Here is a 21,356-nt window from a genome sequence, read left to right on the forward strand (position 1 = left end):
GGGCCGGGTCGTGGCTACTGCCGGTTGATGGTGAACGTCGACGTGGTGTTGCGGATGTCGACGGCGTTGTTCTCCAGGGTCAGCCCGATGAACGTGGCCGAGCCGACGGCCGGTCCCTGCCCGGCTTCGGGCATCTCGTTGACCCAGATGCCGAATCCGGACTTGGCGTCGTAGGCGTCACCGCTCTTCTGCGCGCCCGTGATGGACACATCGGTCAGGACGGTGTCCTGGACCGGGTTCTGCGCCTTCCCGCCGACGTAGTTCGTCTGGAACATGATCCCGCTGTAGGTGGGATCGACGATGTCCACATCGGTCACCCGGATCGCCGTGTACGTCTTCGACGCCGAGAACATCCAGATGGCGCCGAAGGTCTGATTGCCCCAGAAGTGACCGCCCGCCCGGACCAGCGAGGCGTTCTCGATCTTCGTCTGACCCGGTCCGAAGCCGTTCATCGGGTAGCCGAAGTCGAGGGAGCTGATGGTGATGCCGGAGTAGACCAGCGTGTCCGCGATGTACAGGTTGCGGAACACGTTGTTCTCGCCGCCGTAGACGGCGACACCGGCCGCCCGCCAGGTCAGCAGCGACGTCAGGTTCTCGTAGACGTTGCCGGTGTTGTTCCCGCCCGCGCCGTCGATGGCCGCGAACAGGGCGAAGCTGTCGTCGCCGTTGGAGCGGGCCTCGTTGTTCTGCACGAGGTTGTTCTGGGAGCCGTTCGTCATGTTGACGGCGTCCGCGAACGTGTCCCGGATCCGGCTGTTCTTGATGGTGACGTTGTCGGTGTTGGCACCCCAGTACAGGCACATCTGGTGCTCGACCCAGATGTTGTCGATCGTCAGGCCGTTGACGCCGTTCGCGTCGAAGACCTTGCCGGGGCCGTCGATCCGGGAGTTGTAGTTGCCGAAGTAGGAGAAGTTGGCGAACGACGAGCCGTTCGCCGTGTTCGTCACCCGGAAGCCCACGTCCGTGTTGTTCTGGGCGGCGGGCGCGGCGAACCGGGTGTACCAGGGGCCGGCGCCGACCACCTGGACGGCCTTGTTGTAGACGTGGAACTTGCTGGTCGTCTGGTAGGTGCCGGCCGGCAGGTACACGCCGATCAGGGTGCCGGTGGTGTCCATCCGCACCCGGTCCAGGGCGGCCTGCACATCCTGCTGGGTGAACCCGGTGGCGGCGGTGTAGCGGGCCGGGTCGGGGTTGGGGATCTGCGCGACCTGCTCGGTGTTGATGAAGTCGATCGCGTACTGCGAGGTGTTCGCGGCGTCCTTCTGGAGCCGGATCTTGGCGCCCGCCGGGACCGTCGAGTCCAGGAAGACGTTGGCCTCGTCGTAGATGTGGCGCGGGGCGCCCGAGCTGGGATTGTTGGTGGGGCTCGCCTCGGCGCCGTACAGCCACGAGTACTTCGAGGTCAGGTTGATCGCCTTGTGGAAGGTGCCGTTGACGTAGACGTTGAGGGTGGAGTCGATGCCGCCGCCGCCCGCCGCGTCCGGGATGGAGAAGCGGGTGACCAGGGTGTTGGTGGGCTCCTTGGTCGTCCACTCGACGTAGTTGCCGGTGTTGTTGAGGGTGACCGCCTTGCGGCCGGACGCCTCGCCCGCGATGTCGCCGATGGTCCGGTTGGGCCCGACGGCCTGGGCGCCGCCGCCCAGCACGCCGTCCTCCGCCTCGTAGGAGGCGAACGGCAGATTGGCGCCGCGGCCCACGAACAGCGGCTTGGTCGTGGTGTTGTTGGCGCGCTTCACCGGCAGCTCATTGGCGTCGTCGGCGATCACCGTGCGCACCGAGTACTTGCCGCTCACCGCCGTCCAGGAGCCGAGCGCGATCGGGCTTGTGGTGGCCCCGGCCGCGATGGACCCGGTGTAACTGCCGGTCAGGGTACGGACCGTGGCGCCGGACTCGTTGAGGACCGTCACGGTGACGTTGTGCGCGCCCGCGGCGGAGGCGACGTTGCCCTGGTTCTTGATGGCGACGCTGAAGTTCACCGCGACGCCCGCCGCCGGATTGTCCGGGGACCAGCCGCTCGGTGAGGCGATCAGGTCGGCGCTGTCCACCGCCCGCACCACCAGCGGACTCGCGGCGGTGAAGGAGTTGTTCGTGTCGTTCTGCTCGATGACCGTGTTGGCCTCGTCGACCTTCGCGGTCAGCTGGTACGAGCCCGCCGTCCGGGTGCCGATGGAGGCGGTCACGTCCGCCGAGGCGCCCGCGGCGAGCGCGCCGACGTTCGCGGTGCCCACCTTGGTGGTGCCCAGGTAGAGGTTGACATTGCTGGCCGGGGAGGCGGCGGTGCCGGTGTTGGCCACCCGCGCGGTCAGGCTCACGCTGTCGGTCTCCACCGGGGAGGCCGGGGAGGCGGTCAGGCTGGTGACGGTCAGGTCGGGGTTGGGTGCCGGGTCCCCGATGACCTGGAGCTCACCGATCTGCCCGCCGGGCGCCCCGGTGTTGCTGTTGATCCGCACCTGGACGTCGGCGGTCCGCGCGGTCACCGGGATGGTGATCGAGTTCCCGGTGGTCGGGCTGAAGTTGTAGTTGGCGGCCGAGACCAGGTTGGTGTACGCGGTCTGGCTCTGCTCGCGCCCCAGGATCTGGATGTTCTGGGTGCGCGCGCCCCAGATCGTGGCGGGGTTGAGCTGGATGACGACCTGGGAGATGTCGGCGTTGGCACCGAGCTTCACGGTGAGCACGCTGGGCCAGACGTTGCTCGCGCCCTCCCAGTAGGTGTTCACGTTGTTGTCGACGGCGTTGGTGCCGACGAACGTGTGCACGTTCCCGGACTGCACGACCGGCTTGCCGACCGCGAGGTTCGTCGCGAGGATCCCCGCGTCCCCGGTGGTCGCCGCCTTCGCGCTGGCCGGCGAGACATTGCCCGCCGCGTCCTTCGCGCGGACCTGGTACGTCACCGTCGCCCCGGCGGGCTGCGCGTCGGTGAAGGAGGTGACGTTCCCGGCGACGCTCTCGCGCAGCTTGTTGTCCGCGTAGATGTCGTAACCGGTGACCTTCTTGTCGTCACCCGATTTCTGCCAGTCCAGCTTCACCTCGCCGGACTTCGCGGCCCGCGCGGTGAGCCCGGCGGGCTGGGTCGGCGCCTGCGTGTCGCCCTTCGCCGCCTTCCGGGTCACGGTGTTGCCGGCCGCCGACTGGTTCCCGGCCGCGTCCCGGGCCGTCACGTGATAGCTGAGCGTGCTGTCGGCGGGCTGGTCGTCGGTGTACGAGGTCACGTTCCCGGCGACGGTGGTGCGCAGCGTGCCGCCGAGGTAGACGTCGTAGCCGGTGACCTTCTCGTTGTCCTTCGAGGGCTGCCAGGCGAGGGTCACCTTGCCGGTGTCCGGCTCGGTCAGCTTCAGTGAGCCGGGCGCGGAGGGCGGGCTGGAGTCGCCGGTCTCGGGGCCGTACACCTCGATCTCGCCGAGCTGGCCGCCGCTCTCCTTGGACTCACCGGTGAGGGCGAGCCGTACATAGCGGGTGGTCGTGGTGTCGAAGCTGATCGTGGCCTGGTTGCCCTGGTCCGGGTCGAACTGGTAATCGGCCCCGGCGACCAGATCGCTGTGGTGCTTGCCGTCGGTGCTGCCCTGCACCTTCAGCGACTGCGTCCGCGCGTCGAAGGAGGCGGGCAGCTTCATGACGACCCGGTTCACGGCCAGGGCCGCACCGAGGTCGGTCTGGATCCAGGGCGCGGAGTCGTCCCCGCCGCTCTGCCAGTAACTGCTCTGATCGGCGTCGGCGGCGGTGCCCGCGCCATGCCCGGCGGCGGCGCTGCTGGCGGTCAGCCGCTTGCCGCGCGCCAGATCGCCGCTGCTCCCGGTGGCCCGGTGCGCCTCCAGCTCGGCCAGCTGACCGGCGCCCGCGACACTGTTGCCGGTGATCTCGACCCGCAGATAACGGGTGTTCAGCGCCGGGAAATCGATGGTGACGGTGTTGTCGTCGTCCTCGCCGAAGGTGTACGTCGCCGACGACACCAGCGTGCGGAACGCCGTGCCGTCGTCGCTGCCCTGCACGGACAGGGTCTGGGTGCGCGACTTGAAGCCCTCGGGAAGCTTCAGCACGGCCTGGTCGATCCTGGTGCTCTCACCGAGATCGATCTGGGCCCAGGCGGGGAACTTCCCGCTCTCGCTCTGCCAGTACGTGTCCCGGTCGCCGTCGTTCAGCGCGTCGGGCGCGTGCCCGCGCGCACTGCTCGCCGCGCCGGCCCCGCTGTTCACCAGGCCGGGCCCGCCGCTCGCCGCGCCGTCACCGGCCGCCAGCGCGGGCAGGGTCGGCCCGCCGACGACCACCAGACTGCCCGCCAACGCGACGGCGAGCGTCCGCCATCTGAATCGCTTGCCGCTCGATCGCTTGCTGCTCATCGTGCTCCTCGTCCGCAGGGGTGGGGGATGCTCTCGCGCATGTCAGGAAGTTGCGAGAGGTTGATCGTGAGAAGCGTCGCAATGCAAGTAATTTGCGTAGGACTGTTGAAGCGTTGCAGAAACCGGGGTCGGCGTCCATGCTCATGACAAAGATCGGTACGGGATGCGCACAAGTGGGGTGAGCCGGGGACGCGGACGGCCCCCGCGCTCCGGGGGAGTCGCGGGGGCCGGTGGAAGGAGGGGCGGGGGTCAGCCCTGGAGGCCGTAGAAGTGGATCGGCGAGTTGGGCAGCAGTCCGATCCGGGTGTACACGGGTGCCCCGGCGGCGGTCGCGTGGAGGGTGGCGCGGCGCAGCCCGGTGGCCCGCGCCCCCTCGTGCAGCGCCTTGCGGGTGACGGCCTCCCCGTACCCGCGCCGCTGCCAGCGCGGATCGGTGGCGACGAGGGCGACGAACAGCCGTCCGTCGGCCTCGACGGCGCCGGCGCAGCTCACCGGGGTGCCGTCGCGCATCCCCAGATAGGCGTACGCCCCTTCCTTCCACAGGGTTGACCCGAGGAGCCCGTCCCGGCCGTCCTCCGGCGGGAAGCCGTAGGCGCGGGAGTTGAGGTCGGCGTAGGCGCGTACGTGCTCGTCGTCGGTGACCCGTACGAAGGTCAGGTCGGGGTGGCGGGGCTCGGGCAGCGGCAGGACGTCACCGGCCATGCCGGTACCGGGGAACGCGTAGGCGAGCCCGGCCCGTTCGGCGGCGGCCGGCAGCTCCGCGCGGGCGGCGTCGCCGAGCAGCCCCTCGAAGACCCAGAGGAACCCCGGGCGTTCCTTGCCCCGCATGAGACCGGCGGCCTCCCGCAGCCGCCGCCCGACGACCTCCGGCCCCGCGTCGACCTCGGTGAGGGTGACACAGTTCCAGAACGCGAACCGGCTGTCCGCCCAGCGCACGGCGATCCCCGGGAGGTCGCGCACATCGGCGTCCGGGTCACGGTCGAGCACCATGGCCCGCCAGGCGGCGGCGAGTTGTTCCGCCGATTCGATGGACTGGGCGAGATCGGTCATGGTGGGCCCCCAGGGGTCGGTCGGGTGGGTCGGGACCTCTTTGGGGTAGCACAGGCCGGGGCGAGGATTCGCCATCCAGCCGCTGTAGGGCCCCTCGTGCGGATCTTGCCGAACTCGCGTGCCCTGGCACCGCGCCTCGCCGCGTCCGCGCGCTCCTCGCCCTCGCCCTCGCCCACCGCACCCAGGAGTGAGCTTCACCCATACGTGTGCTTGTCAGCCCAGCGATAGTGTGACTATCTGGAACCGGTTAACAACTGCCCGTAAAGGGCGGGCAGTTGATGGTGAAGGGATGGCGATGAGCACTGCTCAGGCGGCGACCACCGGTGGCGAGAACTCCGCTCCTCCGATCAACACGGTCGCGGGGAACGGGACCGCCGGTTTCAGCGGGGACGGCGGGCTCGCGACCGCAGCTCAGTTGAACCGGCCGTACGGGATCGCGGTGGACCGGAACGGGACCGTCTACTTCTCCGACTACATCAACCACCGGGTCAGGAAGATCGCGACCGACGGGAGGATCAGCACGGTCGCCGGGAACGGGACCGCCGGATTCCGGGGGGACGGCGGTCCGGCCGTCGCGGGTCAGCTGAACTGTCCGCGCGAGGTGGCGGTGGACGGCGCGGGCAATCTCTACATCGCCGATTCCGGCAATCACCGGGTCCGCAGGGTCGCCGCCGATGGGGTGATCAGTACGGTCGTGGGGAACGGGACCGGAGGGTTCGGCGGTGATGGCGGCCCGGCCACCGCCGCCCACCTGAACCTCCCGCTGGGGGTGACGGCGGCCGGGGACGGCGTTCTTCACATCGCTGACTACTACAACCACCGGATCCGCAGGGTCGCCGCCGACGGGGTGATCAGTACGGTGGCGGGGAACGGGACCGGAGGGTTCGCCGGTGACGGCGGCCCGGCCACCGCCGCCCGGCTCAACGCGCCCTACGGGGTGGCATTGGACGGCGCGGGCAATCTCTACATCGCCGATTCCAACAATCACCGGGTCCGCAGGGTCGCTGCCGATGGGGTGATCAGTACGGTCGCGGGGAACGGGACCGGAGGGTTCGGCGGTGATGGCGGCCCGGCCACCGCCGCCCAGCTGAACCTCCCGCTGGCAGTGGTGACGGACAGCACGGGAGCCCTCTGGATCACCGACCATCGAAACCACCGGGTCCGGAAGGTCACGGCCGACGGGAAGATGAGCACGGCGGTCGGCACGGGCACCGCGGGGTTCGGCGGCGACGGCGGACCCGCCGCCTCGGCCCAGGTGAACGCCGTGTATGGGCTGGCCGTGGACAGTGTCGACACCCTCTACCTCGCCGACCACGTCAACAACCGGATCCGGAAGATCACGTCCCCCCGGCTGGCCGGACTCCCCGACTCGGGGACGGTGGTCTCCTGGGCCAGTGTCCGCAGCCGGCTGCGTATGGCGGTCCTGCGTGAATCCACCAAGGACGGGGCCGAGATCCACCAGGATCTCGCCATCTCCAGGGACCACCAGCGGTGGCGCATGGTCGTGGCGGGCCAGGAGAACGGCGAAGTCCTCTACACGATCGAGAACCTGCGCAGCGCCAAGGTCCTGGAGGTCGTCGGGGCGCAGGAGCGGAACGGGGCGGTGGTCGCGCAGCGCGCCTACGAGGGAGGCGAAGCACATCATCAGCAGTGGCGGCTGATCCCGGTGGGTGACGCGAACGCCACTCCCAGGGTGTACGAGATCGCGAATCGCCACAGTGGTCTGCTCCTGCGGGTCGACACCAACGCCCGTGCGGGGATCGAGCAGCACGGGTCGGAGGGCGACCACCACGACCGGCAGTGGCAGCTGCTCCCGGTGTGACGCGCGAGGGGGGGGGGGGGGGGGGCGCCCCCCCCGCCCCCCCCCGAAGGCAGGTCCTACTTCTGCGCACCCGCCGCACTCGATGAACCCGCCGCACCCGAAGGACTCTCGGCGGTCGGCTTGGCCGCCTTGGGTGTCGGGGGAGCCTCGGGCGGCTGGGTGAAGTCGCTCTTGCGCGGCATGGTCTCCAGGTCCTCGTCCTTCTGGAGGTCGCCGTGCTCCGCGACCGTCGGGCTCGACTCCTGCATGCGCGCGGACGCCGCCGAGGACACCGAACCGGGATCCCCGGCGTACCGGGCCTGGGCATCGGCCGACGCCTGGGTGGTCTGGATGAACGCGCCGAGGAACCCGAGGACGGCCCGTGCCTCGGGTGACTGCTCCTGCACCACCTTGGCCCGGGACGAGGCCCCGTGGATCGCGCTGTTGAAGAGGCTGGTGCTCGTGTCGTCGTACGTGTCGTCCTCGGAGTCCTCGAAGTCGACGCCCTCCCCGGGCCGGGGCTTGGCGGCGTCGGTGGTCACCGAGAAGAGGCCGGCTCCCTGGCCCGCGGAGCCGAAGATGTTGTTGAACACCATGGTGGTCACTCCTGGTCGTCATGTGGGCGGCACGGCCCGCGGGGTCAAGGGGTCTTGTACAGTGCCCGGTCGCTGCCGGTCAGGCTCTCGCCGTCGAACATGGTGTGGTGGACCTCCAGCGCCGAGACGACCTCGGCCAGCCCCTTCATGCGGAAGCCGCCGCCGGAGAGGTCGAGATCGCCGATGTCGCGGGCGACCACGCGGTCGAGGGCGGGGTAGTCCCCGGACTGCGGCGGGGACAGGACCGCCACCGGCACGTCGTACCGCACCGCGAGCAGCCCGGAGAAGGTCACCGGGATCTCGTACGTGTACTCCTTGCGGGCGCGCCGCTGCGTGACGATGGTCTCCACCCGCGAATCGGGCTCGACCGTGCCGGAGATCTCCGACTTCGAGGCCCAGCTGGTCGTCAGGGTGCCGCCGACCGAGGCCGTGATGCCCAGCATCAACTGGGCGTTCAGCTCCGCGCTGCCGGTGGCGCTGCCCGTGGCCGTGAACGCCGACGAGGCCGTCACCGAGGTCGATGCCGTGTTGGTGACGCTGTTCGTCGTCGAGTTCGTGACGCCGTTCTCGGTCCCGTTGGCGGTGTCGACCCCCATGTCGTCCTTGCTGCTCTCGTTGGTCACGGTGTTCGTGGCCGTGTTCGCCATCTCGTTCTGGAGCTGGTTCTGAAGCTCGGTCTGGAGCTGTGCCTGGAGGTCCAGCTGGAGCTGTTTCTGGAGCTGGAGCTGAAGCTCCGCGCCGACCTTGCCGCCGAACGTGAGCTGGGCCTCCCCCTGGAGCGACCACGTCACCTCGTTCGACACGGTGAACTCGACGGAGTCGGTGAAGTTCATCGGGGTCGCGAGGCTGCGGTTGACATAGGCACGCGAGGAGAAGGTGTCGGGCTCCGGCTGGCCGATGCCGCGCCGCTCCTCGATCAGCGGCTCCCCGAGATTCATGTAGGCGAGCCACCCCAGCTTGAAGGCGGACCCCGGGAAGGAGCCGAAGCTCGACTTGTTCACGGAGAACCCCACGGGCTTGTGCCGCACACCGTAGTCGTCGACGTAGACCAGGCCGGGGTGGTCCAGGATGGACTGCCAGGTCTGTTCGATGTTGAGTTCCCGCAGGTTCTTCTTCGTCAATGGCTGACGCTTGGCCCGTTCCAGGTTGTACGCGTTGGAAGGCATTTCCTCATCCTCGGCTGAATTCGGTCGAACCGTGCCAGGTGAATTGAAAACAGGCATCTCGTACGTTCCGAAAATTGAAGCTAACACGGCCCCAGTTGTTATGGAGGGCGCTTTCATGCATCCCGCTCATTTGGATGACATATGCCGATGGGTGGGGTCAACTCCCTTGCTGCGAAGGTAAGTTGCGGCGCTGGCGATTCGTCTTGTGGGCCATTTCGAGCCGGATGTCCGGCACATTGCTTCTCCACTCTCAGGGACAGGTGAGGTTCCGCGATGTACACCCAAGAACGCACGGTCATGTCGAATTTGGTGGTCGGCGGACCGGTGGCGGTGAACAGCTACGACAACGCGATCGTGGCGGCGCTGATCGAGAACCGGCCGGTCATGCTCATCCACGCCTTCAACGGCGGGTATCTGCGGCCCGTCGAGCTGAAGGAGGACAGCCACGACAAGGGGGTCAAGCTGGCCACCGCGCTCGACCCGGCCACCAAGGACGCACAGGGCCACCTCTGGCACATCACCCCCGGAGGCTTCTTCGGACAGCGACCGCTCTACTTCATCGAGAGCGCGGCGGGCCAGGTGCCGCCCGTGCCCGCCCCTGCCGCCCCTGCCGCCGGTACGGGTACGGCCGACACCGGGCGCGGTGACGACGGGGTGCCGAAGCCGAAGCGCCGGCGCATCTCCGTCCATCAGGAGGCACCGAAGACCACCGCCGACATCGTGCAGCTCGGGCTCCCCGACAAGGTCGGCGACAAGTGGCGGGGGAAGAACGGCGCGATCGAGGACACCCAGCTCTGGGTGGTCACGGTGACGCCGTGGGGCGGGATCACCTTCGTCCCGATCACCCATCCCGACGCCATCCTCGGCTTCAAGGACCACGCGGTGACGGCCGACGCCGAGGTGCGCCTCACCTACAACTGGGGCGGCGACTTCACCGGAACGGTCATCAACACCTTCTATCCGCGGCTGCCCAACGAGTGGAACGTCCCCTACCACCACGTCTTCACGTGATCCGCCACCACGGTGCCGGAGCCGCACCGAGCCCGAGCCCGCGCACAACCCGTCTGGAAGAGGCACCACGATGACCGTGCCCACGGAAGAACTGAAGCTGGAGATCGTCCACGCCGTCACGGGACAGACCCTCGGCGCCAGGGTCGCGCCGAGCGCGGACGGGACACTCGTCGTCCGTGACGTCCCCGCCGGTGGCCCCGGTCCGCAGCGGTGGCAACTCGTCCCCGTGCCCGCGGCGCCGCAGGGCGGACCGGTGCACGGCGACGGCCACGCGTACGCGATCCGTGACGCCGTCGGGGGCCAGGTGCTCGACAACCCCGTCGCCGCGGACCGCGGTGTACGGCAGGGGGTCGCCGCCGCCGGGAAGAAGAGCCAGCGGTGGCATGTCGTCCCGGTCGACGGAGAGGCCGGGCTGTACTTCATCGAGACCGCGGCCGACGGCACCGTTCTCGACCTCGACGAGCCCGGTGCGCACGACACCCGGGTCGTGCTGCGCGCATACGACGAGGACGCGGCGAGCCAGCGGTGGCGGTTCGTCCCCACCGCACCCGAGCGCACCAGCGACCTCGCGCTGCGCTGGGGATCACTGAGCCACTGGAACGGACGCCGGTCCTGGCGGCTGGACCGCTCGGCCGCGCTGCGGCCGGTGCCCGGCGCGGCGCCCTCCTTCAGCGATCTGCTGCTGGTCCTCGACCAGTTCGGCAGCGACGTGGCCGCCGGGGAGTGGAAGAGCGACGGGGCCACCCCTGCGCCCGGCGGGCAACCGGAGCGGTGGGCGGGGACCGGCGCGCGGTTCCTCGCCGACACCACGGGCACGGGGCGGGCGGACATCGTCGCGCTCAGGCCCGCGAAGGGAGCCGTGGCCTCGGCCACCGCGGGCGACGGCACCTTCGGCGCCGAGCGTGTCCTGCACCCGCCCGTCCCGTCCCCGAGCCCGTCGGACCTGTGGGCCCTCGCGGACACCACGGGCAGCGGAAAGCCCGATGCCGTCGTGCTCGCCGCCGATGGCGTACGGGTGTTCCCGCAGGCCGGGGACGGGACCTTCGCGGCCGGGAGCGGCACGCCGGTCATCAAGGCGTTCGGGCACGGCGGACCGGGCGGCGGCTGGCGCGCCGACCGGCATCCGTGCTTACTGGCCGACACCACGGGTGATGGCAGGCTCGATGTCGTCGGCTTCCACGACGACGGTCTGCGGGTGTCGCTCCAGGACGAGGCGGGTGCCTTCGCCCCGGTCGCCGACGAACCGGTCCTCCGGGCCTTCGGGTACGGCGAGAGCGCGGGCGGGTGGCGGGTCGAGAAGCATCCGCGCTTCCTGACCGACGCCACGGGTGACGGCAGGCTCGACGTCGTCGGCTTCCACGACGACGGCGTCTGGGTGTCGCTCCAGGACGAGGAGGGTGCCTTCGCCGATCCCCTCTACCTGCTAGCCGAGTTCGGGGTGGACCAGGGATGGCGCTCGGTCGCGGACCACCCCCGCTTCCTGGCCCCGGCCGCGAGCGGCGGCACCCCGGACATCGTCGGGTTCGGACCGCAGGGCGTCGTCGTCGCGAAGGGCCGCGGGGACGGCACCTTCGAGCCTGCCCGGATCGTCCTGAACGACTTCGGATCCGCCCAGGGCTGGACGAGCACGAAGCACCTCCGCTTCCTCACCGATGTCACGGGCGACGGCCGCCCGGACATCGTCGGCTTCGGTGATGAAGGGGTCTGGGTGTCGCACGGCCGGGGCGACGGCCGCTTCGAGCAGGCCCAACTGGTGTGCCGGGGGTTCGGATACAACGAGGACGCGGGCGCCTGGCGGGTCGGCCGCCATCCGCGCTTCCTCGCCGACATCACGGGTGAGGGACGCGTCGACATCGTCGGCTTCGGGGGCCCGGGGGTGTACGTGGCCCGAAACCTGTACCGCCGCTTCCGGACCACCCGGTAGCCCAGGGGACCGGCTGACCCCGGCACCACCCCGGCGTACGGCCCGGCAGCCTCTCACCTGCCGGGCCGTAGGTCTGCCCACCGCCCGGATGCGCCAGGAGGCCGCCCCGCCCGGTATCGCGCGCCCGGGCGGGGCCGACGGGAACGGACGGATTCAGCCGACGTCGGCGTTGCGCGCGAACGTGACCAGTCCGGCGAAGGCGTCGGGCGACAGCGTGAGGATCGGGCCGTCAGCGCGCTTGCTGTCCCGGACGGGGATGACGCCGGACGGGGCGTACCCGGGGGCTACCTCTACGCACTGGCCCCCGTCCGGTCCGCTGTGGCTGGACTTGATCCAGCCGGTGAAGTGGCTCATTGACGTACTCCTTGGCAAGTTGCTGAAGGAAGGGAGGCGAACCTGCGGGTGTCCTTGTGTCAGTCGATCGTGCCTGTGGCTTGCGTTCCGTCCCGCGCCCGGGCGGGGCTCGACGGGAACGGAGTGACTCAGCCGGCCTCAGTGTTGCGGGCGAACCTGATCAGTCCGGCGAAGGCTTCGGGGGAGAGCATGAGGCCCGGGCCGTCGGTCTGCTTGCTGTCCCGGACGGGAATGACGCCGTGTGCCGACGCGTGGCCCGGGGCCCATTCGACGCAGTCGCCGCCGTTGGGACCGCTGTGGCTGGACTTCACCCACTCCATTCCATGGGGGTTCGGGGTGTTGGTCACCGTGCGTACTCCTCAAGGATTCGTTGAATGTGAGCGACGGATGCCCGATGGCCAAGCGCTTCGGCCCGCAGGCAATCGTAGGGCCGATCACACAACTCCTCGATGTCCTCGGAGAGTAGCGTTCTGACCACCACGTCAGAACACGAGGATTCAGCATGTCCTACCCCGCTGACAGGCCCACCGAGAGCGTGGGCACACGCATCCGTGCCATGCGTTTGATCCGTGACTACTCGCTTGCCGAACTGGGGCGGATGGCGCACGTCTCCAAGAGTCAGCTGTCCCGAGTCGAGAACGGCGAACAGCCCGCCAGCCCCTCCGTGCTCGCCGCCGTCTCTCGCGCGCTGTCCGTCGACATCTCCGTACTCCACGGGCAGCCGTACATCAAGATCCTCCAGCAGGAGCAACTCGATGCCATGGTGTCCCCGATCGGTAGTGCCCTGGAAGCGTGGGACATCGAACTTGACGATGACCCGGAGCCACGCTCCGTCGATGTCCTGGAAGCGGAGGTTGACCGGATGGTCCGTCTGCGCATCGGCGCGGACTTCTCGGAGACCGCCAAGATTCTTCCCGGGCTGATCACCGAGGTGGCCTCCGCGGTCCGTAGACAGGACACCCCAGGGCGAGAACGGGAGCGAGCGTACGCGCTTCAGACGGAGATGGCCCGAACGGCTGCCAGTGTCGCCTACCGCCTCGGCTACGCGGATCTCGCGCGCCTGGCTGTGGCGCGTATGGGTGCTGCGGCGCGAGAGTCCGGGGACCCGTGCCTCGTAGCCATCGAACGGTTCGAGCGCGCGGCCATCACCCACGGTTCGGCCGGTCGCGCGGACCGCAGTGTCGCCCTGATGCGCCAAGCGCTCCGCGACTTGGACGATGACGGGAGTCAGGCTGTGCGCGCCGTGCGCGGCATTCTGGTGCTGCGTGCGGCCACGTACGCCCGCCGGACGAGAGACACAAGTGCGGCGGACAGTTGGATCGAGCAGGCGAACGAGATCGCGCAGATCACCGGGGACGTAGAGCTGTACGCGCTGTCCTTCGGGCCGCAATGGGTCCGGATGAGCCGGGTCTCCGACCTCAACGACACCGACGACCACGACGAAGCGCTGCGCCGGGCAACCGAGGTTCGGCTACCGGACCACTATCCGCCCAACAGGAGAGCGCACTTCTGGATCAACCGCGCACGCGCGGAGGCGTGGACCGCACGCCATGACAACGCGCTGGAGTCGCTGGAGAACGCGCGCGACGCCGCCCCTCAGCTCACGAGGTTCCACCCAGAGGTGCATGAGACGGTCGGAACTCTGCTGCGGGCACGGAACCGAGCTTCGGATGCCCTGAGGGAGTTCGCGCAGTGGAGCGGTGTGTAGCGGATCGAGCACGCTGAGTCAAGACTCTGCCGTTCCCAACGTGGGGACGGCAGAGCCTTGTTCTGTTGGCACGCTCTGAGGGTCAAGAAACCCCCGCGACCGAATGAACGGCCCGGGGCCTGGCCACCAGCCCTGAGGAGCTATGACGTGCCGAAGCGTATCGATCTGATCTTCGATTGCCTGTTACGGCTGGGAGCTGCCCTGGGTGCGGCTCTATTGGTCCGGCCGTATGTTTCGGCGTCCGGGGCGGAGCGGCAGGTTCCCCGTCCTCGGGTGTGTGGTGCCACCGCGTTGATGCCCGTCGGTCTGATTTCGGCCATGTTCGCGTCGATCCACGACTCCAGCGTCCCCGGCAACGTACGGCCGGTGCTGCGCTGCCTGCTCCAGGAGCATTCCGGGGGCCGTCACCACGACCTGGCGTGGGAGCTCGACGATGCAAGCGCGGGCGAGGTGTGGGCCCAGTGGGCGGACGGCCGGCGCCCCGACACGTTCCAGGTCGTCCCCGACTGCAACACCCTGTCGGGGCCGACGCCGAAGGACGAGGCGTGCATTCTGTACGCCGGTCATCCGGGGTGTCACACCTGGCAGTACATCGACCCCGAGCACGACGCCATCGAGCGCAGCCCTGAGTTCCAGCGGGCCCTCTCCGATGTCCTGAAGGTTGTCATCCAGCGCGCCCCTGAGGAGGGTGCGCGGTGAATGCCGGTACCCCGCCCGCCCCGGGCGCCTCCCGCATGACCATCGAGACCTATCGGGTCCGGCCCGACGGTGAGCGCGTCGGCCACACCCGGCGGCGGACCTATCTCCCCGGTCCCGGGCCCCTCACCCTCGCCGACACCCTCCGCTGGCCCCCCTGCCGCTGCCCCCGCTGCCGCACCGGCCACGCACCACCCGGCAGTTGGTAGTCCGCCCCCGCCCGCACGGACAATCACCCCGCTCAGACCGGCGCGTACTCACCCGTCGCCGCGTCGTCGTCCACCGTGGGTGGGGGGCCCGGCAGTGCCAGGGCCGCCCAGACCGTGTTCACCAGGTGCTGTGCCGACAGGCCGTACTTCTCGAAGAGGTAGTGCGCGTCGTGGGAGCCCTCGGCGAAGGTGTCCTGGATGCCTACGCGGTGCAGGGGTCTGCCGCTGCCGGACTCGGCCATCACCTCGGCGACGGCCGAGCCGAGGCCGCCGATGACGGAGTGGTTCTCGGCGGTGACGACCACGCGGGACCGGGCCACTGCCTGACGTACCGTCAGCTCGTCCAGGGGTTTGACGGCCAGGACCTGGACGACCGAGACATGGACGTCCGCCCTGGCCAGCGCCGCCGCGGCGGTCAGGGCCGGGGCGACCATCATCCCGCCGGCGAACACCGCCGCGTCCTCGCCCTCGGTGAGCGGGTGGGCCCGCGCCAGGGAGAGGCGGTGGCCGTCGGGGTGGAGGACGGGGACCTCGCCGCGCTTCAGGCGTACGTATGCCGGTCCCGGCAGGTCCACCAGCGCGCGGGCGATCTGCGCCGCCTCGGTGGCATCGGCCACGTCGATCACCGTCATGTTCGGCAGGGCGCGCATCAGGGCGATGTCGTCGATGGCCTGATGGCTGGGGCCGCCCGGGGAGGAGACGCCGGGCATGAAGCCGATGATCCGTACCGGCAGCGCCGGGGCGGCGATGGCGTTGGCGATCTGGTCGTAGGGGCGGCGGGTGGCGAAGACGCCGAAGGTGTGGACGTAGGGGATGTGGCCGGAACGGGCCAGCGCCCCGGCGAGGCCCATCATGTGGGCCTCCGCCATGCCCGCCTGCACGAACCGTTCCGGCAGCGCGTCCCGGAAGAGGTCGACCTCGCACTGCCGGGTCGGATCGCCGCTCAGACAGACGATCTCCTCGCGCTCCCGGGCCAGTTCCAGCAGCCCGGTGCCGTACGGCTTGAGGCGGGTGGCGAAGGGCGGCCTACGCATCGATCTCCTCCAGCGCCCTGGTCAGTTCCGCGACCGCCCGCGCCGCCGTCTCCGCCGACAGGGTGACGAAGTGGCCGTCGGTGCCGGGTGGCAAGGAGTCGAGGCCGTGCGTCGTCGACGTACGGCAGATGATCACCGCCGGGCGGGCGTCCTGCGTTCGCGCCGCGTCCAGGGCGGTCAGGATCGCGGCCGGGTCATGGCCGTCGACGTCCGCCGTCCACCAGCCGAAGGACGCCCACTTGGCGGCCAGTGGCTCGATCGTGGTGACGCTGTCCACCGGGCCGTCGACCTGCGAGTTGTTGGCGTCCACCAGCACGGTCAGCCGGGACAGCCGGTGGTGCGCGGCGAACATGGCCGCCTCCCACACCTGGCCCTCCTCCATCTCACCGTCGCTCACCAGCGTGAAGGTACGGCTGTCCCGGCCGCGCATCCGGTCCGCGAGCGCGTAGCCCGTCGCCGCCGACAGGCCCTGCCCGAGCGAGCCGCAGGTCAGGTCCACCACCGGCGAACGCTCCCCGCCGATCGCGTCGACCACCGAGCCATTGGCCCCGTACGCGGCCAGCGCCGAGCGGTCCAGCAGCCCGAGGGCCACGGCCGCGGCGTACGGGGCGATGACGTAGTGACCGGGGGAGCAGACCAGCCGGTCCGTGCCGGGGCGGGCCACCGTGAAGACCGCGGCGACCTGCTCGGCGGCGGACAGCGCCTGCCCCAGATAGCCCGATCCCTGGCCGGCCACCATGTGCACGGCGTTCAGCCGGATGCGCAGCGCGAGCGCCTCGGGGTCGTCGACCGTCCACCGCGTTCCTGAGTCCGAGAAGCGCCGGACCGTGGGCATCAGCATCGAGCGGATCCTCCTTGACCGATCCCTGCATGGGCCGCACTGACTGCATGCCTGACTGCACATTCGACTTCATTGGCCTAGCCACATTAGAGAATTTCCGAGGGGAACTGTCAATGGTTGTGCGGTATGGGCTTGACTTGGCGGGTCCTGACTTCGCACACTCCTTTTATTGGCTATGCCAATTGAATCTGTACGCCCCGTACGCCCCAGCCAGCCAGGAGGACCCCGTGTCGTTGCAGGAGTTCATCGCCACGCCGTCGTTCGAGGAGTACCGCGAGCGCTTCAAGGACTTCTTCGTCCTCGAACGCACCGACGGTGTGATCGTCGCCCGTGCCCACACCCTCGGCGGGCCGGTCCAGCTCAGCGTGGAGAACCATCGCGCGCTCGGCCAGATGCTCAAGGTGATCGGGGCCGACCCCGAGAACGAGGTGCTGATCCTCACCGGCACCGGCGACGAGTTCATGATGGACTCGGACCCCGAGGGCTTCGCCCTGGAGGACGCGGACATGCCGTACTGGGCGTACGAGTACGCCTACAAGGACGGCCGCATCAATGTCAGCTCCCTGATCAACGACCTGGAGATACCGACCATCGGCATCATGAACGGCTCGGGGTTCCACTCCGAGATCGTGCTGATGTGCGACATCACCCTGTGCGCCGACGACGCCACCCTGTTCGACCTCCACTTCGACATCAGCTCGGTGCCCGGCGACGGCATCCACAGCTGCTTCCAGGAGCTGCTCGGCGTCAAGCGGGCCGCGTACGCCCTGCTCACCGGTGAGGCCATCACCGCCCAGCGGGCCCTGGAGTGGGGGATGGTCAACGAGGTCCTGCCCCGCGAGGAGCTGCTGGCCCGGGCCCGGACCATCGCCGCCCACATCATGAGCCGGCCCCGCATCACCCGGCGGCTCACCACCCAGGTCGTCCGGCGCCCGTGGCGCAAGCGGATCACCGACGACCTCGACGGCGGCTTCGGCATCCAGATGTTCGGCCATGTGGCCAAGCAGCGCTCCCTGCACGGCCGGGGACACATCGCCGACACCGTCGCCTACGTACGCAAGGGGCGTAAGAACAACTTCGACTGACAGTGGCAGTGGCAGTGGCAGTGACGGGGAGGTGAGGGGTGGGGCGGCACCCCTCCCTCAGCCCCCCGCCTCCAGATTCGCCGTCATCACCTCGTGGTGGTGGCGCACCGCGTACAGCGCCGACTCCACGTCCCGGCGCCGTACGGCGTCCAGGATCGGCTCGTGGATCGCGGTGAGCGCGGGGATGCGGGCGGGGGCCAGCCACTCCGGCACCGTGCCGTTGTCGATCCAGGTCCGGTACTCGTGGTTGATCAGCGTGGTGTGCACGCTGTCGAACATCGAGGCCAGATAGGTGTTGTGGGCGGCGCTGACGAGCGTGGCGTGGAAGCGGGTGTCCGCGCTCATCCAGCTCGCCGTGTCCCCGCCGCTGTGGGCGAACGCGGCCAGCGCCTCCTGCGCCCGGTCCAGTTCGGCGGGCGTCGCCCGCTCGATGGCCCGCACCACGGCCGACGACTCCAGCGTGAGGCGCACCTCCGCGAGCTGGCCCACCGAGCCCGGCTCCATCTCCAGCATCAGCCCCATCGAGGCCGCGAGCGTCGCCTCCGGGCGCAGCCGTACGTACACCCCCGAACCGCGCCGGGACTCCACCAGGCCCTTGATGACCAGGATGCGGATGGCCTGGCTGACCGTCGGGCGGCTGGTGGACAGCAGCACCGCGAGGTCGCGTTCGGAGGGCAGCCGGGAGCCGTCCGGCAGGTCCCGGGCGAGGATCAGCTCCTGGACCCGGGCCGCGACGGCCTCGGCCGTGCCCTCCTGCCGGGTGAGCCCGAAGTCCCGCAGGGCCTGCCACGGGCTGTCCGGCGGGAATTCCCTCGCCTGTACCGCCACCGGTCCTCCTCCACCACCCGGGACCACCCCGTCCCGGTGATCGTCCACCGGAAACCTATACCCGGGGGCGGCGGGCGGCCCGGCGCCGGTACGTACCGCCGCCCCCGGGGCCTGGCTCACCAGTCCGTGGCCACGTACTTCGCCTCCGTGTACTCCAGGATCCCCTCATGGCCGCCCTCGCGGCCGATCCCGCTCTCCTTCACCCCGCCGAACGGCGCCGCCGGGTCGGACACCAGCCCCCGGTTCAGGCCCACCATGCCGGTCTCCAGCCGGTCCGCGAGGGCCAGGCCCCGGCGCAGATCCCGGGTGTAGAGGTACGACACCAGCCCGTACTCGGTGGCGTTGGCGAGGGCGATGGCCTCGTCCTCGTCGTGGAAGCGGACCAGCGGTGCCACCGGCCCGAAGATCTCCTCCCTCAGCAGCGCCGAGCCGGGCGCCACCCGGTCCAGGACGGTCGGCGTGTAGTAGTGGCCGATCCGGTCGGGTGTGTAGCCGCCGGTCAGGACCCGCGCGCCCCGCTCCACCGCGTCCGCCACCAGCTCGTCCACCTTGGTGACCGCCTCCGCGTTGACCAGCGGCCCCACCTCGGTGTCCGGCGCGAGGCCCGGACCCATCCGCAGGGCGGCCATCGCGGCGGCGAGCCGGGTGCCGAACGCGTCGGCCAGCGACTCATGGACATAGAAACGGTTCGCCGCCGTGCACGCCTCGCCCCCGTTGCGCATCTTGGCCAGCATCGCCCCCTCCACCGCCGCGTCGAGATCCGCGTCGGCCAGCACCAGGAAGGGCGCGTTGCCGCCCAGCTCCATCGAGGTGCTCAGCACCCGGTCGGCCGCGACCCGCAGCAGCACCTTGCCGACCTCGGTGGAGCCCGTGAAGGAGAGCTTGCGGACGGCGGGCTGGGCCAGCAGCGTCGACACGACCGGCCCGGAACGGTCGGCCGGCAGCACATTGACCACCCCCGCCGGTACCCCCGCCTCCGCCAGCAGCGCACCGACGGCCAGCGCGGTCAGCGGGGTGTCACTGGCGGGCTTGAGCACCACCGCGCAGCCCGCGGCGAGCGCCGGGCCGATCTTCCGGGTGGCCATGGCCGCCGGATAGTTCCAGGGGGTGACCAGGACCGCCACCCCGATCGGCGCCCGGTCCACCAGGATGCGGTGGCCGCCCGCCGGAGCGCGGGTCACCGTCCCCGCCAGGCGCACCGCCTCCTCCGCGTACCAGCGCAGGAACTCGGCCGCGTACGCCACCTCGGCCCGCGCGTCCGGCAGGGCCTTGCCGTTCTCGGCGCTGATCAGCGTGGCGAAGAACTCCGCCCGCTCGGTCATCAGCTCCCAGGCCCGGCGCAGGACGACCGAACGCTCCCGGGGCGGGGTCGCGGCCCAGCCGGGCTGGGCGCGGGCGGCGGCCGTCACGGCGGCCACCGCGTCCGCCTCCCCGGCGGAGGCGACCTCCGCCAGCGGGGCCGTCGTCGCGGGGTCGTGGACGGTCAGGGTCCGGCCGTCGGCGGCGGGCCGGAACTCGCCGTCCACGAGCAGGTCGGTGGGGCAGCGGTCGAGGGCTTGGGTCAGGTTCATGGGTGGTTCCTCAAAGGTGCATCAGGGGGTGCGTGTCAGGGGGCGTGAGTGCACCGGCGGCCGGGGCCGGGCATGCGGAAACCGCCGTGCGCGTGCCGGAGCAGGACAGGGCGCGGGCACGCGCACAGCGGGGTCAGGAGGGAACAGCGCGGTGGTGGACCTGTGTCCAGGTCAGTTGTCGCGCAGGCCCGCCGCCTTCGCCTCCACCTCGTACAGCGCGGCGTAGTCCCGCTCCGCGAAGCCGTGGCCGATCGCGGTCTGTACGAGCTGGTGGACCATCGCGCTCACCGGCATCGGCACCTCCAGTGAGCGGGCCGCGCCGAGACCGAGGTCGAAGTCCTTGCGCAGCATCTTGTTGTTGAAGGTGGGCGTGTAGTCGCGTTCGACCATGGCCCGGCCCTTGTGGCGGATGAAGGTGGAGCCGAGGACCGAGCCGTTGATGAAGTCGACGAACGCCTCCGGGGCCACCCCGCCCTTCTCCGCCAGGATGGTGACCTCCGCGAGGGCCTGGGTGATCATGCCGAGCAGCAGGTTGTGACAGATCTTCACCAGCCGGCTCTGCTCATCGGGCCCGGCGTGCACCACGGTCGGGGAGATGGTGCCCAGCCAGGGCGCCACCCGGTCGAAGGTCTCGCGCGGCCCGGAGGCGACGATCGCGCTCTTGCCGTCGGCGACCATGTGCGGGTTGCCGCTGATCGGGGCGGCGAGGAAGCCGACCCCGGCCGCCGCGGCGGCCTCGCGCACCTCGGCGGACGCCTCCGCGGACACGGTGGAGCAGTCCACGATGACCTCGGGGCGGCGCGGGCCGCTCAGCAGACCGTTCTCGCCGGTGGTGACGGCGAGCAGATCGGCGCTGGTGGAGACCATCACGAAGACGACGGACGCCTCGGTGAGGTCGGCGATCGAGCCGACCACGGTCGCGCCCTGACCGGCGAGCGGCGCGGCCTTCGCGGCCGTACGGTTCCACACCAGCAGGTCGGCGCCGCCCTTGAGCAGGGCCGCGGCCATCACCGAGCCCATGGCGCCGGTACCGAGCCAGCCGAGGCGCTCCACGGGGGTGTCGTTCATTGTTCTGCCTTTCTGATCACTACGGGAGTACCGGAGTACGGGAGTACGGGAATTGGTGGGTTGGGAGTAGGGGGACGTGG

Annotated in this window: 18 protein-coding genes; 7 read left to right on the forward strand and 11 right to left on the reverse strand. The window is 70.1% G+C overall.

Translation table 11 applies throughout. The annotated features are described in order from the left end of the window. Positions 1 to 14: 14 nt before the first annotated feature. Together ACFXAZ_RS16990 and ACFXAZ_RS16995 are read right to left on the reverse strand one after the other, a co-directional pair. Positions 15 to 4,334, reverse strand: coding sequence for a discoidin domain-containing protein (locus ACFXAZ_RS16990; RefSeq protein ID WP_384590988.1), 4,320 nt, complete (start codon positions 4,332 to 4,334; stop codon positions 15 to 17). Between the two features lie 249 nt (positions 4,335 to 4,583). Beyond that, the gene (locus tag ACFXAZ_RS16995; RefSeq protein ID WP_384591149.1) at positions 4,584 to 5,384 is read right to left on the reverse strand and encodes a GNAT family N-acetyltransferase; all 801 of its coding nucleotides are present in this window, start codon (positions 5,382 to 5,384) and stop codon (positions 4,584 to 4,586) included. A 295-nt stretch (positions 5,385 to 5,679) separates the two neighbouring features. On the opposite strand from ACFXAZ_RS16995, the gene ACFXAZ_RS17000 reads away from it, so the two are divergent. Then, the gene (locus ACFXAZ_RS17000) at positions 5,680 to 7,206 is read left to right on the forward strand and encodes an RICIN domain-containing protein (protein WP_384590991.1); all 1,527 of its coding nucleotides are present in this window, start codon (positions 5,680 to 5,682) and stop codon (positions 7,204 to 7,206) included. A 56-nt stretch (positions 7,207 to 7,262) separates the two neighbouring features. Here the strand turns inward: ACFXAZ_RS17000 and ACFXAZ_RS17005 are convergent, their stop codons facing one another. Both ACFXAZ_RS17005 and ACFXAZ_RS17010 read right to left on the reverse strand, forming a co-directional pair. Further along, positions 7,263 to 7,781 carry a hypothetical protein gene (locus tag ACFXAZ_RS17005; protein ID WP_384590994.1) on the reverse strand — a complete coding sequence of 173 codons (519 nt, stop codon included), beginning with the start codon at positions 7,779 to 7,781 and terminating at the stop codon, positions 7,263 to 7,265. A gap of 44 nt (positions 7,782 to 7,825) precedes the next feature. Continuing rightward, positions 7,826 to 8,947 carry a hypothetical protein gene (locus ACFXAZ_RS17010; protein WP_384590997.1) on the reverse strand — a complete coding sequence of 374 codons (1,122 nt, stop codon included), beginning with the start codon at positions 8,945 to 8,947 and terminating at the stop codon, positions 7,826 to 7,828. A gap of 273 nt (positions 8,948 to 9,220) precedes the next feature. On the opposite strand from ACFXAZ_RS17010, the gene ACFXAZ_RS17015 reads away from it, so the two are divergent. Together ACFXAZ_RS17015 and ACFXAZ_RS17020 are read left to right on the forward strand one after the other, a co-directional pair. Further along, positions 9,221 to 9,958, forward strand: a complete 738-nt coding sequence (locus ACFXAZ_RS17015; protein WP_384590999.1) for a hypothetical protein — start codon at positions 9,221 to 9,223, stop codon at positions 9,956 to 9,958. Positions 9,959 to 10,028: 70 nt separating this feature from the next. After that, positions 10,029 to 11,882 (forward strand): FG-GAP-like repeat-containing protein, encoded by a 1,854-nt coding sequence (locus ACFXAZ_RS17020; RefSeq protein ID WP_384591002.1) that lies wholly within the window; start codon positions 10,029 to 10,031, stop codon positions 11,880 to 11,882. A gap of 153 nt (positions 11,883 to 12,035) precedes the next feature. Here the strand turns inward: ACFXAZ_RS17020 and ACFXAZ_RS17025 are convergent, their stop codons facing one another. Then, positions 12,036 to 12,236 (reverse strand): DUF397 domain-containing protein, encoded by a 201-nt coding sequence (locus tag ACFXAZ_RS17025; RefSeq protein WP_384591005.1) that lies wholly within the window; start codon positions 12,234 to 12,236, stop codon positions 12,036 to 12,038. Between the two features lie 128 nt (positions 12,237 to 12,364). After that, complete coding sequence (locus tag ACFXAZ_RS17030) at positions 12,365 to 12,556, reverse strand: DUF397 domain-containing protein (protein ID WP_384591152.1); 192 nt, start codon at positions 12,554 to 12,556, stop codon at positions 12,365 to 12,367. Positions 12,557 to 12,738: 182 nt separating this feature from the next. Between ACFXAZ_RS17030 and ACFXAZ_RS17035 the strand changes: the two genes are divergently transcribed. The 3 genes from ACFXAZ_RS17035 (at position 12,739) to ACFXAZ_RS17045 (ending at position 14,849) form a co-directional block, all read left to right on the forward strand. Next, entirely contained in the window at positions 12,739 to 13,944 is a 1,206-nt protein-coding gene (locus ACFXAZ_RS17035; RefSeq protein ID WP_384591008.1) for a helix-turn-helix domain-containing protein, read from the forward strand. Between the two features lie 318 nt (positions 13,945 to 14,262). Further along, a complete protein-coding gene (locus tag ACFXAZ_RS17040; RefSeq protein WP_384591011.1) occupies positions 14,263 to 14,643 on the forward strand; it encodes a hypothetical protein in 381 nt (126 codons plus the stop codon). After that, complete coding sequence (locus ACFXAZ_RS17045; protein WP_384591014.1) at positions 14,640 to 14,849, forward strand: hypothetical protein; 210 nt, start codon at positions 14,640 to 14,642, stop codon at positions 14,847 to 14,849. The genes ACFXAZ_RS17040 and ACFXAZ_RS17045 overlap by 4 nt, the downstream gene beginning before the upstream one ends. A gap of 32 nt (positions 14,850 to 14,881) precedes the next feature. Here ACFXAZ_RS17045 and ACFXAZ_RS17050 read toward each other — a convergent pair whose 3' ends face one another. Both ACFXAZ_RS17050 and ACFXAZ_RS17055 read right to left on the reverse strand, forming a co-directional pair. Next, a complete protein-coding gene (locus ACFXAZ_RS17050; RefSeq protein ID WP_384591017.1) occupies positions 14,882 to 15,883 on the reverse strand; it encodes a transketolase family protein in 1,002 nt (333 codons plus the stop codon). Beyond that, positions 15,876 to 16,724, reverse strand: coding sequence for a transketolase (locus tag ACFXAZ_RS17055; RefSeq protein ID WP_384591019.1), 849 nt, complete (start codon positions 16,722 to 16,724; stop codon positions 15,876 to 15,878). Before ACFXAZ_RS17055 ends, ACFXAZ_RS17050 begins: the two co-directional genes overlap by 8 nt. A gap of 227 nt (positions 16,725 to 16,951) precedes the next feature. Between ACFXAZ_RS17055 and ACFXAZ_RS17060 the strand changes: the two genes are divergently transcribed. Beyond that, the gene (locus tag ACFXAZ_RS17060) at positions 16,952 to 17,809 is read left to right on the forward strand and encodes an enoyl-CoA hydratase/isomerase family protein (protein ID WP_384591022.1); all 858 of its coding nucleotides are present in this window, start codon (positions 16,952 to 16,954) and stop codon (positions 17,807 to 17,809) included. A gap of 57 nt (positions 17,810 to 17,866) precedes the next feature. On the opposite strand, the gene ACFXAZ_RS17065 is transcribed toward ACFXAZ_RS17060, so the two are convergent. The 3 genes from ACFXAZ_RS17065 to ACFXAZ_RS17075 form a co-directional block, all read right to left on the reverse strand. Further along, the gene (locus ACFXAZ_RS17065) at positions 17,867 to 18,637 is read right to left on the reverse strand and encodes a FadR/GntR family transcriptional regulator (protein WP_384591025.1); all 771 of its coding nucleotides are present in this window, start codon (positions 18,635 to 18,637) and stop codon (positions 17,867 to 17,869) included. A gap of 116 nt (positions 18,638 to 18,753) precedes the next feature. After that, entirely contained in the window at positions 18,754 to 20,208 is a 1,455-nt protein-coding gene (locus tag ACFXAZ_RS17070; protein WP_384591028.1) for an NAD-dependent succinate-semialdehyde dehydrogenase, read from the reverse strand. A 171-nt stretch (positions 20,209 to 20,379) separates the two neighbouring features. Continuing rightward, complete coding sequence (locus ACFXAZ_RS17075) at positions 20,380 to 21,276, reverse strand: NAD(P)-dependent oxidoreductase (protein WP_384591030.1); 897 nt, start codon at positions 21,274 to 21,276, stop codon at positions 20,380 to 20,382. Positions 21,277 to 21,356: the final 80 nt, after the last annotated feature.

It is taken from the genome of Streptomyces sp. NPDC059477 (genome assembly GCF_042749375.1).
Taxonomy (GTDB): Bacteria; Actinomycetota; Actinomycetes; order Streptomycetales; family Streptomycetaceae; genus Streptomyces.